The sequence below is a fragment of the Helicobacter pylori NCTC 11637 = CCUG 17874 = ATCC 43504 = JCM 12093 genome (genome assembly GCF_900478295.1).
GTDB classification, from domain to species: Bacteria; Campylobacterota; Campylobacteria; order Campylobacterales; family Helicobacteraceae; genus Helicobacter; species Helicobacter pylori.
On sequence record NZ_LS483488.1, the window covers coordinates 105,260 to 120,589 of the forward strand.

Annotated in this window: 4 protein-coding genes and 3 pseudogenes; 5 read left to right on the plus strand and 2 right to left on the minus strand. The window is 35.3% G+C overall.

Going from position 1 to position 15,330, the window contains the following annotated elements:
• Nucleotides 1–27 precede the first annotated feature (27 nt).
• On the minus strand, nucleotides 28–8,541 hold the full coding sequence (locus tag DQL14_RS00485) for an SNF2-related protein (protein WP_108169471.1): 8,514 nt from the start codon (nucleotides 8,539–8,541) through the stop codon (nucleotides 28–30).
• A 154-nt stretch (nucleotides 8,542–8,695) separates the two neighbouring features.
• Here DQL14_RS00485 and DQL14_RS00490 point away from each other — a divergent pair, with 154 nt between their 5' ends.
• The 3 genes and pseudogenes from DQL14_RS00490 to DQL14_RS00500 all read left to right on the plus strand — a co-directional run.
• Nucleotides 8,696–9,733, plus strand: a complete 1,038-nt coding sequence (locus DQL14_RS00490) for a hypothetical protein (protein ID WP_108169472.1) — start codon at nucleotides 8,696–8,698, stop codon at nucleotides 9,731–9,733.
• Nucleotides 9,734–11,128, plus strand: a pseudogene (locus DQL14_RS00495) (hypothetical protein).
• A 19-nt stretch (nucleotides 11,129–11,147) separates the two neighbouring features.
• Nucleotides 11,148–12,188, plus strand: a pseudogene (locus DQL14_RS00500) (competence protein); the annotation flags it as partial.
• A gap of 72 nt (nucleotides 12,189–12,260) precedes the next feature.
• Here DQL14_RS00500 and tnpA read toward each other — a convergent pair.
• A complete protein-coding gene (tnpA, locus tag DQL14_RS00510; protein WP_162296838.1) occupies nucleotides 12,261–12,707 on the minus strand; it encodes an IS200/IS605 family transposase in 447 nt (148 codons plus the stop codon).
• 51 nt (nucleotides 12,708–12,758) lie between these two features.
• On the opposite strand from tnpA, the gene DQL14_RS00515 reads away from it, so the two are divergent.
• The gene (locus tag DQL14_RS00515) at nucleotides 12,759–14,042 is read left to right on the plus strand and encodes an RNA-guided endonuclease InsQ/TnpB family protein (protein WP_108169473.1); all 1,284 of its coding nucleotides are present in this window, start codon (nucleotides 12,759–12,761) and stop codon (nucleotides 14,040–14,042) included.
• Between the two features lie 16 nt (nucleotides 14,043–14,058).
• Nucleotides 14,059–15,183 (plus strand): annotated as a pseudogene (locus tag DQL14_RS00520) (type IV secretory system conjugative DNA transfer family protein); the annotation flags it as partial.
• Nucleotides 15,184–15,330: the final 147 nt, after the last annotated feature.

Below are 15,330 nucleotides of genomic sequence, written 5' to 3' on the forward strand. Positions count from 1 at the left end.
AACTAAAGAGTTTGTTAGACTGCTTTCTCATCTTCTACCCCTTGATTTAGTAATTTCCACTTCTTGTTCGTTCTTGTAGTAATCAACATTATTAGTGGTTGCAACTTCCTTAGAATAGATAATTTCAGCTCCTTTTTCTATTTCTTTTTCAATCACTTGTTCTGTAGCTAGCTCTATTTCATCATGGCTCTTTGTGTTCCCCTTAACCCCTTGCTCTTTACTCTCATCCACTAAACTCGCTCTTTTTTCAGCGTTCATTTTCTCTAAGACTTCTTTAGATTTAGGGTTGAACACAGGCTTATAATCTCTGTCTTTGCTCATTTTAGCTAAATCATCTATTAAAGTTTTATGATCCCATTTTAACGCTTGCAAGTATTCTAGTCGTGGGTAAGAAGGTTTTTGCTCCACTAATCTTGTGTATTTAGCGATATTTTCTTGAGTGGTTTCAATGGAGTTTTCTAATTCCTTGATTTTTTCAGGGAGTTTAGTGATAGCGTTATCCAATCTCTTTAAAAACCCATCAAATTTGATCTCAGCGCAGAAATTATAAGAGCTAAACAGTTGGTTAGTATCGTTTTTATAAACCATATTGCTAGGGCTATAGGCAATATTGGGATTGTCTTTAGGGCTTAAACTAAATTCCACTTGATACTTAGTTTTATAAGCGTTCACCACAAAGCCCTTGTATTCTAAAAGCTTACAATCTCTTTCCTCATTGAAAAACAAGTCGTTCAAATTGCTTGCAAATTGCTTTTTAATAGCGTCTAGCTTTTCTTTATTTTGTTCGGCTATTTGCTTGTTTTGTTCTTTGAGTTTTTTGTGCGTTAATTCTTCACTCATAGAGGCATTTTCTTTTAAAGGCTCTACTTCTTTAACTTTGATAAGCTCATAATCCTTACTCTCTTCATTTTTCAAATCATAGAGCTTGATCTCTGTATGAGTGGGGATTATTATGGAGCTTTGAAGCGTTTCTAAATCTTTCAATTCCTGTTTGAGATAATCTAATTTAGAAGAGTTGTTTTTCAAATTCTCTTCATTGAAATAATTTTCTTTATGGAAAGCTTTGTATTTAGCCTCTTCGCTTTTAATCTCCGCTCTTAATTTGACTTCTTCAATAATTAAGGGATTGCCTGTCGCTTCTGCTTTCATCTCACTCGCATTAGAACTCCCCATATTAAAGTCTTCTAATTCATTCAAGCCTAATTTGTGCGCGTTTCTAAATTGCTCTATGCCTTTAGATTTAGTCTCTATGATTTGCCACATACGGCTATCATAAGTTTTTTCAGTGGCGTAGCGATAGATTTTCATTCTAAAATTTTCAGGATCGTTTTGGTGCAAAATATTGCCTTGTCTTATCCCACGCCCTTCCATTTGCAACAATTCATCAGGTCTCCATGGGCAATCTAATTCATGCATAGCGACTAATCTTTCTTGCATATTAGTGCCTACTCCCATTTTAGCGGGACTGCCCAATAATACCCTGACTCCGCCACGATTGAGCTTTTTAAACAAATCCTGCTTTTGCTCTTCGGTTTTAGCGTCATGGATGAAAGCGATTTCATTTTGTGGGATACCCATTTGGACTAAATGCCTCAAAACATCGCTATAAACATCAAACGAACAGCCTTTAGCTATCTCTTCATCTAAATTGACGCTTTTAGCCCCTTTCTCTTTGAGTTCGTTCTCTAATTCTTTCTTGCTAGGAGCGATAAGATTGCCATTTTCATCATAACTAGACAAGCTCTCTAAAAGTTCTTGAGTTTCATCTAGGGGATTTTTGTTTTCGGTTTCGTGAGCGTTATCTAGCGCTTCTAAACTCACTTTTTGGCTATGGGTTTTGGGTGTGGATAGCCCTATGAAACCAAGTTGTGTGCCTTTAGTGGCATGAGTTTCTAAATAATTCTCATAGATATTTTTTGCCATAGCATAGCTTTTAGAAAATTCTTTTTCTACTTTAGCGTTAGGGTCAATCAAGCGGTAATCCAAAGCCACTTTTCTAGCGTCTGTGGTGCAAGAAAGGATATTGTCTTGCCCTTTTTGGCTTTTCTTGCCCTCGCATTTTTGCATCCTATCAATGATAGAGCCTTCATTATATTTGCCATTTTCATCAGCCACGCCAATAAATTGAGCCACTTCTTCGCTTCTTTTCACCACCACATTGATAGGTTTATCCCCATACACTTTAGGCACAAAGTGGGGGTTATGCTTTAAAATATCATCATTAGAGACAATGTCCGCAAAAGCTCTATACATGGCACTTAAGCCTTGCACATCGCTAAATTTAGAAAAGCGATTGACCATTTTATAACTTTGAGCGGAAGTGTCTAATTCAAAATCATTCACCACTTCCCCATAAGTCTTAGCCCAATCATCAAAGAATTCTAACCCTCTTTCTTTTAACACATCAGGGGTTAGGTAGCGTTGCAAGTGATACATTTCACTCAAGGAATTAGCTATAGGCGTGCCGGTTAAAAACATGATTTTCTTATCGTTTTGATGCAAGTAGCGCGTTTTAATAAACAAATCTCTAGTGCGATTAGAGCCTTGTTGGTTACCAAGCCCTGCAATTTTTTCCATAGAAGTTTCAAAGGCTAGATTTTTGAATAAGTGGGCTTCATCCACAATCAAATTGTCAATCCCCATTTGACTAATATCAATATGAGAGCCTTGTTTTTCTAAAATCGCATCGTATTTAGCGCGGATTTTATCCAGTTTGTTTTTAAAGGCTCTTTCATTGGGTTTTTTAGTTTCTCTAGGGTTATTTTTATAAGCCAGTTCTTGCCTTTCAAAGTTTTTTTCGGCATTCACTAGCTCTTCTTCTTTCAATTCTTCTATGATTCCTCTAGGGTTAGACAACAATTCCAAATGGGTGTGCGCGATAATCACAGCGTCATAATTGTTGTTAGCGATTTGATTGAATAAAAGTTCTCTTTCTTTTTCAGTGGTGTCCTTGCTATCAACAACTAACACGTTAGCGTTAGGGTAGGCCTTATAAAATTCATCGCCCCATTGCTTGGTCAAATGGTTAGGCACGGCAATGAGCGTTTTATTCACTAATCCCATGCGTTTTTGTTCCATGCAACTGGCTATAGTGCACAAAGTCTTGCCTGCTCCAACCTGATGGTCTAAACACACCGCCCTGTCTTGGATGGTTCTAAAAATAGCGTTCTTTTGGTGGGGGCGCAAGCTGATATACTGGTTAAAGCCCTCTAGTTCTAATTGCGAGCCATCATAGGTTTTTAAAACAGAGTTATTGAAAGTGTCATTATAGATTTGCTCTAAATGGGTTCTTCTTGTATAATCTTTATAAATCCAGTCTTTAAAAGCTTCTTTCAATTCTTCTGCTTTTTGTCTGGCGAGATTGCTTTGCTCTTCATCAGTGATAAAGATTTCTTTTTTAGGGTCATTAGGATCAACTTGGGCGTATTTAACGCTCAAATCCTTGTTGTTTAAGACTTTATTTAAAAGGCTTTCAAAAGGCGCTTTATAAGAATGCGCTTTGTCTTTATGCCTGATGCCATAAAGCTCGTTTAGTTCATTACTTCTAATAGAAACTTCATAAGCGCCGCTTAGGTGTTCTACTTTGATGTCTTCTTTGAGATTGCCTAGTTGGTAATCTGTCATTTTATCGCCGTATTGCTTTTCATAATGGTTAGCGCTCAATTCTATTAAAAACTCTTCTAAATACTGAGTGGGTATCCAAGGACTGTTGATATTAGCCATGATTTCAGTGGCTTTCAAATCTTTAGGGATAATCAGCTCTAAATCTTTCACATTAGCCTCTAATCTCTCCACGCCTTGATTGATGGCTTCTTTAACTTCTTTGAGTTTTCTTTTCACGTTGCCGCTCAAATAATCGTTCGCTAAAATATAGCCGCCATTATCCTTGTGGTCTTTATAAATCAGTTTTTGCTCTAAAAGTTCTTTAATCGTGGTTTCTAAGCTTTGGGTTGTGAAATGATCTCTAATGAAATGCAAGTCCAAACACCCTTTTTGGTTGATGCTTGCAATTAATGCCTCTTTAGCGTTAGTGATAATAAGTTCTTTTTTAGGGTTTAAAGTCCTTTCAAAAAAGATTTGAGCTTTTTTAGCTTGAGCTTGCCTTGGCTCTATGTTTTGCATTTTAGCGCTTCTAGGGGTGATTTCTTTTTCAAAGTCTTTTTCTAATCCTAAGACTTTAGCGCCATACAAATCTTGTTTGATGTCCTTACGATTTTTATTCTCATTGAGATAGCCAAATTTCTTGACAAATTCATCATAAACAAGATTGAGCCTAACTCTTTTACTTTCTAGCTCTAAATCAGAGCTTAAGGGGTTTAATTCCGCGCTCGTTAAATCATTCAAAGCGTCTTTAATTTTAAAAAAGGCTTTTAATCGTGAATCTTGGACTTTAGAGTTGATTTTAGTGGGCTTTAAAAAGATACCCATTTCATTATTTTGTTCTAGTTGGAAATAAAGATTATCCCACTTGACTAATTCCCCCCTTTCTAAATTTTTGATTAGCTTTTGAACTTCTTGATAGCGTTCGTTATTGGCATCAATGATGAGAGCGTCTGTTTTAAGGGTAGTCTTATGGTATTTATAAACATCTTTAGGCAATTTTTCTATCGCTTGATTGAGAGCTTGGGATAAATCTAAGCTTTTATCTTCTAAAGCTTGCAACTCGTATTTGTAAATTTGTTCGCCATTTGTTTCAAAGCTATAGCGGGTTTTTTCCAAACTCAAATGCCCTAGAATGTTTTCAGGGTGGTGGGTGAAGTATTCATTCAGGGTTTGTTCGTTGAGATTGATATTGTTCTTTCCAACTTTATCCATGAAGTCTTTGATGATCTCATAGTCTTGTTCTTTATAGCCAAAGTTAGCGGTGTCTATTTTTTCATACCAGCGTTGCAATTTTTCTTGTTTGAAACCAAAATGGCTTGCAATCGCATTGACAATCTTAAGTTGATCGCTAGGGATAAAACTATCAAAGCGGTTGTTTTGTAAGGCAAAAAGGGTGTCATCATCCAAGCTATCAATGATCTTGTCATAATAAGGCATAGCTTTAGTGAAGCTTTGATTGGTTGTTTTTTCAACGCCTTTTTTAAAAAACACAATGTCGCTAGTTACTTCTGCTCCTGTGCCTTTAAACACGCTATTAGGCAATCTTATCGCTCCTAAAAAAGTGGCGTTTTTTGCGATGTGTTCTCTCATTTTAGGGTTTTTAGCATCCATAAACCAAGAACTCACCACAAACGCTCCTATACCATCATCTTTCAATTCTTTGATAGCTTTCCCTAAAAAGTAATTATGAATACTCTCGTTACTCAATTCTTTGTCATTGGAGCTATAGATTTTATGATTGCCATAAGGAGGGTTGCCAATAAACGCATCGTAGTCTTGATAGAATTGGTGGTTTTCTAAAGCGGTGTTTTGGATGACTTGATTAGGATAGAGGAATTTAGAAATACTAGCGCTAATAGGATCTAATTCTGTTCCCATAAAGCGGTAATTCTTATCGCTTGGCGCATGAGCGATGAATTTGCCTGTGCCTAAACTGGGTTCAAAGATTTCTTTTTGATGGTTGTCGTTATTGAACCCTAATTGATCTAAAGCCTGATAAATGCTATCAATAACTAATTTAGGGGTGTAGTAAGCGTCTCTTGCGCTCAAATAAGCTGTTCTGAATTCATCTTTAGTGAGTAAGGCGTTTAATTCTTTAAATTCCTCAGGGTGTTGAGCCTTTTTAAAGTAGCTTTCTAACCCACCCCATCCGCTAAATTGCGCTAGGATTTCTTGCTCTTTTAAAGTGGCGTAATAATCGCCTTTTAAGATCTCTTGTTTGGCTTGCAATTCTTTTAAAAGCTCAATGGCTTTAATGTTAGCCTTGTAGCGAGTTTTAGATCCCTTAATTAAAACTTCTTCGCTCGGTTTAAAATCTATTTTAGGATTAAGGGGGATAGCTGGCGTAATTGGTGTTTCTTGTTTTGTCGTGGTTGGCGCGTTTTCTTGCGTGTCTTGCTCTTGCGCGATTTGTTCTTGCGCGTTATTCAACTCTACGCTATTGTCTGTTATTTTTCTCTCTTGTGTGGGATTTAATCCTACGCTATTAGAAATAGCGTTTAAATCAATGGCTTGACTATCCAGTGCATTGAATGCGTTTAGCGTTTCATTCGTTGTTTCAATGGATTTTTTAAGGCGATTTTCTAAAATCTCTAAGACTTTTTTAGGGCTGATTCTTAATTGGAATTTGTCATAAAAGATTTTAGTCGTAGGGTCTTTAAGGAGCTGTGCCCCCACAAGGCTATCTTTTAAAGGCTCGTTGTTTTGAATGGCTTCTAAGAGCCTGGATCTAAAGTCAGGCTCACTCGCTATGGTGTTGTTTCTAATAGCGTTAAGCAGGCTTTCTAAATGGTCTAAATTTGATAAAAGTCCTCTCTTTTGATCCCTGTTTTCTTCAAGGTTTCCAAGTCCATTTGGTGTGCTGAGTCCTGCATGATGTAATCGGCTTTGAGCAAGTGGTAATACTGATTGATTTGAGCTTCCTTGAGCAATTCCATATCGCTCACTCCTTGCGCCCTCTTGATTTGCGCTTCCATCCTGTCTAGGGCTTTTATCTCCATTTTCGTTTGCTCTATCACTGCGTCTATCAAGCTCATTATCGCTCCTTTTTCTTTGGTTTTCATGGTCTGTGGGAAATAATGAGCCCATCTGTCCATGATCAAAAAGGCGTAAGCGTCCAGTCTGTCCTGGCTGTTCTCTAGAGAGAGAAAGCCCCAAATCTCTGGAGCTATTTTGTTGATGAGATGGGGATTGCGGTGTCTGTGGTATTCCTCTCTCATCATTGGGATTATCCCCCTTTTCTTCGCTTCTTGTTCCATTTTCCATTCGGCTTGCTTGGCTTGATGCTCCATTGCTATTTGCTCTTGCATCCGCTCTTGCTGATACTCCATCTCCTCTAGATACATGTTCATGTATTCTATCTCGCTCTCTATGGGATTTTTCTGAAACTGCCTGTTGGTCGCTAGATCTATAAACTCCTCTTGTTCCTCCCTGCTCTCTAGGCTCAGTAAATAAACTAGAGTCTTGGTGCGAAAGATCTTCATCACTCGATCGCTCCACTCCCTCTTGCTGTCCTCTAGGTTCGCTTCTGCGGTGAATTTCTTGCGGAATTCCTGCTCTAGCTCTGCTCGGCTCATCTGCGCGATTTGTTTTTTCTTTTCCATTTGGTTCTCCTAAATTCTGTTGCTCTAATTCTAAATCAGCAACGCTTAAATTTGGATGATTATTATCATTATTTTGAATAATATTGTTAGAAGTATTAGTCTCTATTGTATTTTTAATAGGGTTATTGTTATTTGCACTAGATTTTTGTTGCTCATTACCACCCTCTTTAGCTTGAATGATTGCTTCATTCAAGCTTACCAATTTGTTATAACGCTCCTTATAAGCTTTTTCAAAATTGTTGGTGTCTCTTAAAATTTCTTTAAAAGGCTTGATTTCTCTTTTATTCCCATCACCATTAACATAAACGCTTTCATAGTATTTTTGCAATTCAATTTTTGCTTGAGCGATTTCTTTTAAACTTAAAAGAGCGCTTCTCAAAGAATAATCTCTGTTTTCTTGTATAGCGCTTTGCTCTTCTTTAGTCCAGCCTAAAATAAAACCATTATTAAAGAAAAATTGCTTAATCTTATTAGCGTTATCTGCGCTGAGATGGTTTTCTTTGAGTTTATCTTCATTGATAAGCCTATGCATTTTCCAAGCAAAAGACGCATAATCATCTTTATCTATCCAAGAATAATAATCTGTTGCTGAAAGCAATTGTTGCTCTAGGATTAAAGTATGCGCTTCTTTAGCTAATTCAAATTCTAGTTTTTTGACTTCTTCATTGTCGTTAGTGTTCAGTTTGGCATTTTCATTGTTTATTGATTCAAAAGGCAGTTTGTCATAGAGCTTGAAACACTCAGCGCTAGAAATACTAGGGATTATTTCTCTTACCAATCCACCATCTTTTGTTCTTTCTACTTCTTGATAAATATCTTTAAGGTGGTCGTATTCTTTAGAGATTTCATTGCCATTTTCTAAGGTTTTCTTATGCGTTTCACTATGGTGGGTCAATTGGATTTCTAAACCTTGTTCTTTCAATTCTTCTAAGCTGTTTGTGTGGGTTAGAATTTCAATTTCTTTTGAAAAAAACTCTTTGTTGTTTATAGTGTCAATCAGATCGTATCTTTTAGTGATGCGCCTTTCAAACCCTTGCTTATTCGCTTCATAAATACGAGAACTTTCTTTTATCTGACCATTGGCAAAGAAATTGACATCTTCTTTACTATTATCCTTATATATTCGTTTTTCAAAGCTTAAATACTTTGCCCATTCAATAGGATTTCTAGAAATCATGCTTGCTCTATTGATTTGCGTTTTCACGACATAAGGGAGTGGATCTTGTATTTCATTGGCCTTGTCTGATTCTTCAATAGGATTGTTTGTTGCAATATCGCTATTATCTAAGATGCTAAACAAATTCGGTTGTGGGTTTTTAGCTTTCTTTTTTTGCATGTGTAGTCCTTTAGAGTAGGTTTTTACAATTAAGGCATAAGTTTAGTAACTAAAACATACGGATTTTTAGAATAAAAATCTTTAAAAAACCCGTATTGTTTAGTTTTTAAAAATATGGTTATATTTAAAAAATTTTTATTTTTAGGGGTTTTATATGAACCAAAATACAGAGCAAGTATCACAAAACAAGGGATTAAATGAGTTTGAAAGAGCTAGGATTTATTACACAAAAAAAGTTGCAGACAATCTCTTGTTTATAGCAAACCCAAGCAATAAAGTGGAAGCGCCTTATAAAAGTGGTGCTAAATTAGAAAAGATAGGTATTAGTAAAGATGATTACAAACAAAGCATAGCTCAAAATAGCCGTAATTTTTGCGCTTACTCAGGCGCTCCTTATAACAATGTAAATGATCTTAACCTTGATTTAGAGAAGGCTATACATAATTATAATTCAAGCGCGTGGATAGGACTTAGCGACGCTGCAATTAAACTAGAGATAGGGAAACTCGCCAATGAAGAACCACAAAAAGCCAATGAATTTAAAAACGCTTTAAGAGAAATTAAAAACAATGAGCCTTGCGTGGAAGTTATGTTCATCAAACACTCAAAAGATAAAATTCTAAGAAATGAAAACAACGAAATTATTTATGCAAAGAACAATCAAGGCGAATACATTCTAAATGCTAAGGGCGAAAAGATCCCCTTGTATGAAACTCAAGAAAAAACCAACTCAATGGGTGAGACTTATTTTGAAAGGGTGCAAGAAAAATGCGAACCTTATGTAAAAATTGAAAAGTTATATAATTTAGAAGTGTTTTCTAAATATTTAAGCGAACAACAAATGGATAATTTCGTTGAAAACCTAAAACCCCTTAATAACGCTCATTTTGAGAAATCTACAAACGCCATGATAAGACTAGAACATGATAAAGATTATCCTATGGAAAAACGAGCCACTTCTAATCTTGTATTAAAAGATGTCAAAGATAGGATTTTAAACGATATAGATAAAAACAATGCTTTTAGTGATGAACAAAAAAGCGCTTATAAAAACAATATTGATAAATTGTTTGAAACTATCAATGACTATTGCATGATTAAAAACGAAAAATACCAACAAATCTTTTTTGAAAATCAAAAACAAAACCAAACACAAAAGCAAGTAGATCCATACTCTACAATGGAGTTTTAAATGTTATTTGATAGTTTATTTTCCATCAATGAGCAACAAAAAGCAAAAGCTTGGAGTGATTTTTTTAAAGAGCTAAAAAAAGATATGAAAGAAATTTATAATAAATTTGGAGGCAATACAGAATGGACAACTTTTTTAACTAGGTTTTCTAATGATTTAAGCCGTGCGTCTAATTATGCGGAATTTGAAACTTTACAATCTGTCTATTCTAAAGAGCTTGAAGAGTTACAACAAACAATCACGACAGACAAAACGCAGCAGCAACTTTTAGAACAAGATAATATTGATTTTGAATTACAAAGTGCTTTACAAAATGACTTAAAAGATTTAGAACATTTAAGTGATAATAAATACAAAGACGATGAAGAACAAACCATTCAGAAGTCTTTTGAACAAGATTTAGATGATTTACAAAATGATAAGCTTAACTTGGAGATAAAAGAGTTTATCAACAAACAAGACGATAAAAATTATCAAAATAAAGAACAATTAAACGCAGAAACAAAGGAAAACATTAGGGAAAATTCTAAAAACTCTCATTTGATACCTATAACAAATTTAAAAAATTTTTTACATAACAGAAGAGAAAATTTTAAGGTTACACAACAAGATTTACCTAGTGAAAAACAAAAAAAATACTCTGATAAATTATTCAAAAAAGAGCTTTTAGAATACGCTAAACATAATATGAGCGCCAAAGAATTGCAAGTTTTAGCCATGCTGGTTAATAAAAAACCAAGCGCTATGAAGACAAAGCACAAAGAATTTTTAAATGAAGTTTTAATGACAGCTCTAATCAATAATAAAAATTTAAAAGAAAATGACCCTATAAAACTTGCCCTAACTTACAATATTCAAAATTCAAAAGCTAATCAAACTCCTTATGGCATTTTTAACAATCAAAAAGAAAATCATATTCCCCCACTCAATGAAGAGCAACATAAAATCTTACAAAACGCTATTGCCAATAACGAAGTGGATAAAAGAGTTTTGGGTGTTTAGAAGTTTAACAGCGAAAATCAAAATAATTTAACTCAAAATAATGCTGATGTTAATGAGATGTTTAAAAATACTACTAATGATAATCTAATTAAAGACAATAATATTAAACAAAATAACATTATTGACAATAATAATGTAAAAAATAACAATGATTTGTCTTTTTTAGATGATGAACCTATTGATTTCACTCAGGGTAATCATTCTGTTGATTTTAATAGTAAAAAATCTGTAAAAAATAACACTGAGAAAAAGCCATTAAGTCCTAAACTACAAGCTTTTGAAAATAAATCAAAGCAAGACATACAAAACGCATTAACAAAGTCTAAAGAATTAAAGAATAATCAAAGCTTAGCAAATGATGGCGTATCTATACCTATGGATATGAGTTATTGAAATAAAGGAGCAAAAACAAATGAAAACTTATCCATATAACCATTTTCTATTTTTCTGCTTTATTCTGGGAGCGTTTTTATTAGGTTTGCTTAGTCCAGCTTATGCTTTGAGTGTTATCACCACTAAAGAAATTGACGCTAATTTGCCTAATGGAGCGATAGAAAGCAGGGTGGTGTTAGGCAAGAGGGTGTTTAAAGTAGAAGCTCATGGGTTTTATTTTAGAAACAATGCAACTAACAGCATAGATATAGAAGTCACCAGTCTTTTAAGAGACAATCAATCGTTTCTTTTGACTAGCTCCGCTAAAACCAGTTTAAAAATACCTCCTAACGCCAAGATTAAAAAATCCACTCTTCTTGTTTTAAAAGGCGAGAATGCTGAAGAAGTGGCTAAGATTTTAGGCGTTAGCAAAGAAGAATACCAAAAGCTAGAAAACACCGCTCAAACTAACGCTACCAATGACCCTATGTATGCTAACACGCCTTTTAATAACAACCCTAACAGCCCCAATGATAACGCTATCAATGGCAAAGATGGCGCAAATGGGAGTAATGGCTATGGGATAAATGGCAACGATGGGATAAATGGGAGCAGTGGGAGTAATGGAAATAATTCAAATCATAATGCCGTGGGCAGTGGTATTGATACAGATGGCGTGTTAGGTGTGGATGGAGTGAATGGATCTAACTCTTCAAGCGGTGGCTCTGTAGGGGGTTATGAGAATAATTTCACTAATCATGGCTCTACTAACAATAACACAGGAGGGTATGACAATTTTAATAACAATAGCTCAAGTGGTGGGGGGTTAGGGAATGGGGGGTTTTTCCCTATTCCTTTTGGTAATGGAGACACAAACAATTCCAATAATCCCACTAACACCACTAGCCCAACTAATGGCAGCAGTTCTAATAGCGCCACTAATCCTAACTCGCAAGAAAACAATTACTCCAGCCAGTATTGTAAAGTGCCCAAATTAAGCCCTAACAACACGATGAAACTAGATGTTATCGCTAAAGATGGTTCTTGTATTTCTATGAACGCTTTAAACCACCCAAGCAGAAATCCCAAATATCTTTAGTGTTTGGGATGAATGCTTTAGTTCCGCTAGGAACTATAAAAACCTTAAGTAAAACTAACCTTGATTTTCTATATACGCCTTGATCGTTTCAGGGTTAGCCTCACCGATAGAGCAAGCAAAAAATCCATCAGTCCAAAAAGTTTTTTCTTTCCAAAAGTGTTTTTGCAATAAGGGGATAAATCTTTTATCGCGCCAAACTCTATAAGTAGTGATTTGTTTGATTTTAGCAATAATGGAACTAATAGACATTCTAGGGATATATTGAACCATTAAGTGCAAATGATCTATATCGCTTTCCATCGCAATGATAATGAGATTGCTTTGGGTGGCTATCTCATCTATAACAGACTTAATAAAGTTATTCAAATCCCCTTGCAATAACTTTTTTCTGTATTTACACACTAAAATCAAATGGGCTTTTAGATTATGCTTACTTCTGTTGGTTGGAATATACCCCCTTAATGGATAATGGTTTTTCCTCATTCCTCTATCCTTATTCATTATTTATAAAAACATTGTATAATAATACAAGATAAAGATAAGGAGTTATTTTTGCTTAACGCTATCAAGTTTAGAATTTATCCTAACGCCCAACAAAAAGAATTGATTTCTAAACATTTTGGCTGTTCTAGAGTCGTGTATAACTACTTTTTAGATTACCGGCAAAAGCAATACGCAAAAGGCATTAAAGAAACTTACTTCACCATGCAAAAAGTCTTAACCCAAATCAAGCGGCAAGAAAAATACCATTATCTCAATGAATGCAATTCTCAAAGCTTGCAAATGGCGTTAAGACAGCTGGTGAGCGCTTATGATAATTTCTTCAGTAAAAGAGCGAGATACCCTAAATTCAAATCCAAGAAAAACGCTAAACAATCTTTTGCAATCCCTCAAAACATAGAAATCAAAACAGAAACTCAAACCATCGCTCTCCCTAAATTCAAAGAGGGCATTAAGGCTAAATTACACAGAGACTTGCCTAAAGATAGCGTTATCAAACAGGCTTTTATTTCTTGCATAGCGGATCAATATTTTTGTTCTCTATCCTATGAAACTAAAGAGCCTATCCCTAACCCCACCATTATCAAAAAAGCGGTAGGTTTAGACATGGGCTTAAGAACGCTCATTGTTACAAGCGATAAAATAGAATACCCACACATTCGCTTTTATCAAAAATTAGAAAAGAAACTCACTAAAGCGCAAAGGAGGTTGAGTAAAAAAGTAAAAGGTTCCAACAACAGGAAAAAACAAGCTAAAAAGGTATCCAGATTGCATTTAGCTTGTTCAAACACTAGAGATGACTACTTGCATAAAATCAGTAATGAGATAACCAATCAATACGATTTGATAGGAGTAGAAACTTTGAATATTAAAGCTCTTATGAAAACCTATCATTCTAAAAGCCTTGCTAATGCGAGTTGGGGGAAATTCCTTACTATGTTGGAATACAAAGCCCAAAGAAAAGGCAAAACCCTATTAGGCATAGACAGATTTTTCCCTAGCTCTCAATTATGTTCTTATTGTGGGGTCAATACAGGCAAAAAACATGAAAGAATCACTAAATTCACTTGTCCTCATTGTAAAACCACACACCACAGAGATTATAATGCGAGCGTCAATATCAGAAACTACGCTTTAGGCATGCTAGATGATAGGCATAAAGTAAAGACAGATAAAGCTAGGGTAGGGATTATCCGAAGCGATTACACTCATCACACTAATGAGTGTGTCAAAGCTTGTGGAGCTTCCTCTAACGGGGTTAGTTCTAAATATGGAAACATATTGGATCTAGCTAGTTATGGAGCTATGAAGCAAGAAAAAGCCCAATCGCTTTAGCGGTTGGGTAATTCACATGAGAGAAAAATTCAAAACATTAAGAGATAAATTTAAGGATAAAACCAGCAATTTATTCCATAAGCTTAATAGCATTCAAAAAGATTATTACACTAAAACTCTCCCTAAGGCTTGCAAAGATGTCTTTACGCTAGGTTCTTCTAAAAGTTACCCTATGACCTTAAATTTTAACAAAGGTTTTTGTGTGGGGCTGTATAAAGGTTTAAATTCGCTTAAGCCTACTTATTATGATGCTCCGCTTTCTACTTTAATTATCGCTCCTCCTGGAAGTGGTAAAACCGCAGCTGTGGCTGTTCCTAATCTTTTAAATGTGCCTAGCTCTTGTGTGGTGTTAGATATTAAAGGGGAGCTGTTTGATTTAACGGCTGGTTACAGACAACAAGTTCTAAAAAATAAAATTTTTGTATTTGATCCCTTAGGAAACGATAACACGCTTAAATTCAATCCGTTTGATAAACGCATTGTAGAAAAATTAGATTTTAACAGAAAGCGAAGGCTTGTAGATGAAGTGGGTAATACTATTTTTGCTGAAGATGGGGCAAATAAAGACCCTCATTGGACACAGCAAGCTAAAAATTTATTTGTCTTTTACGCTCTTTATGATTTGTGTGTGCATAACACTAGCACCTTTTTTGAAATTGCAAGCGCTCCTATAAAAAATTATGTCCCCTTAATCAATCCACAAAGCCGATTTTATACTGAATTATATGAATGTCAAAGTAGCGATAATGGTTTTATTAAAGAGAATGGGCGTTATATGGCTAAAGTAGAAAATGGCGTTAAAAAAATGAAACCTAATGTCAATGTGGAATTGCTATGGTATAAACAAGTAGCCGAACAAGTCCATACTGACCCAGAAAATCCTAAAAATTATGATGGATCTGTGAATCATTTAGAAAAAGACGATCAAGGCAATATTATAATGAAAGAGGGTATGTTAGATCCTATTATTAGAAACGAAGCGAACAAATGGGCTAAGGCGAATGATAAAGAGTTTGCGAGCATTAAATCAGTTTATAGCCGTTTTATGCAAGTCTTTACAAGCTATCAAGTTAAAAGCGCTACAGATAGCATGAGTTTTGAATACGAGGATTTAAGGGCTGACAATATTTCACTCTATAGTGAAGTGCCCAACCGCTAAAGACGATTGGGCTTCCTAGGCTGATGTTGCTCGTAGGGAGAGTTTGGTTCTCACTCTGTGTCCCTATAGTAGGGATTTTACAGAGTTTGAGCTCCAACGCATTCCCTACAGGTCTCACACATCATATCT

Excerpts from the sequence above, each read along its gene's own strand:
- DQL14_RS00485 (WP_108169471.1), bottom strand. The coding sequence starts at position 8,541 with ATGCAAAAAAAGAAAGCTAAAAACCCACAACCGAATTTGTTTAGCATC.
- DQL14_RS00490 (WP_108169472.1), top strand. The coding sequence starts at position 8,696 with ATGAACCAAAATACAGAGCAAGTATCACAAAACAAGGGATTAAATGAG.
- tnpA (WP_162296838.1), bottom strand. The coding sequence starts at position 12,707 with ATGAATAAGGATAGAGGAATGAGGAAAAACCATTATCCATTAAGGGGG.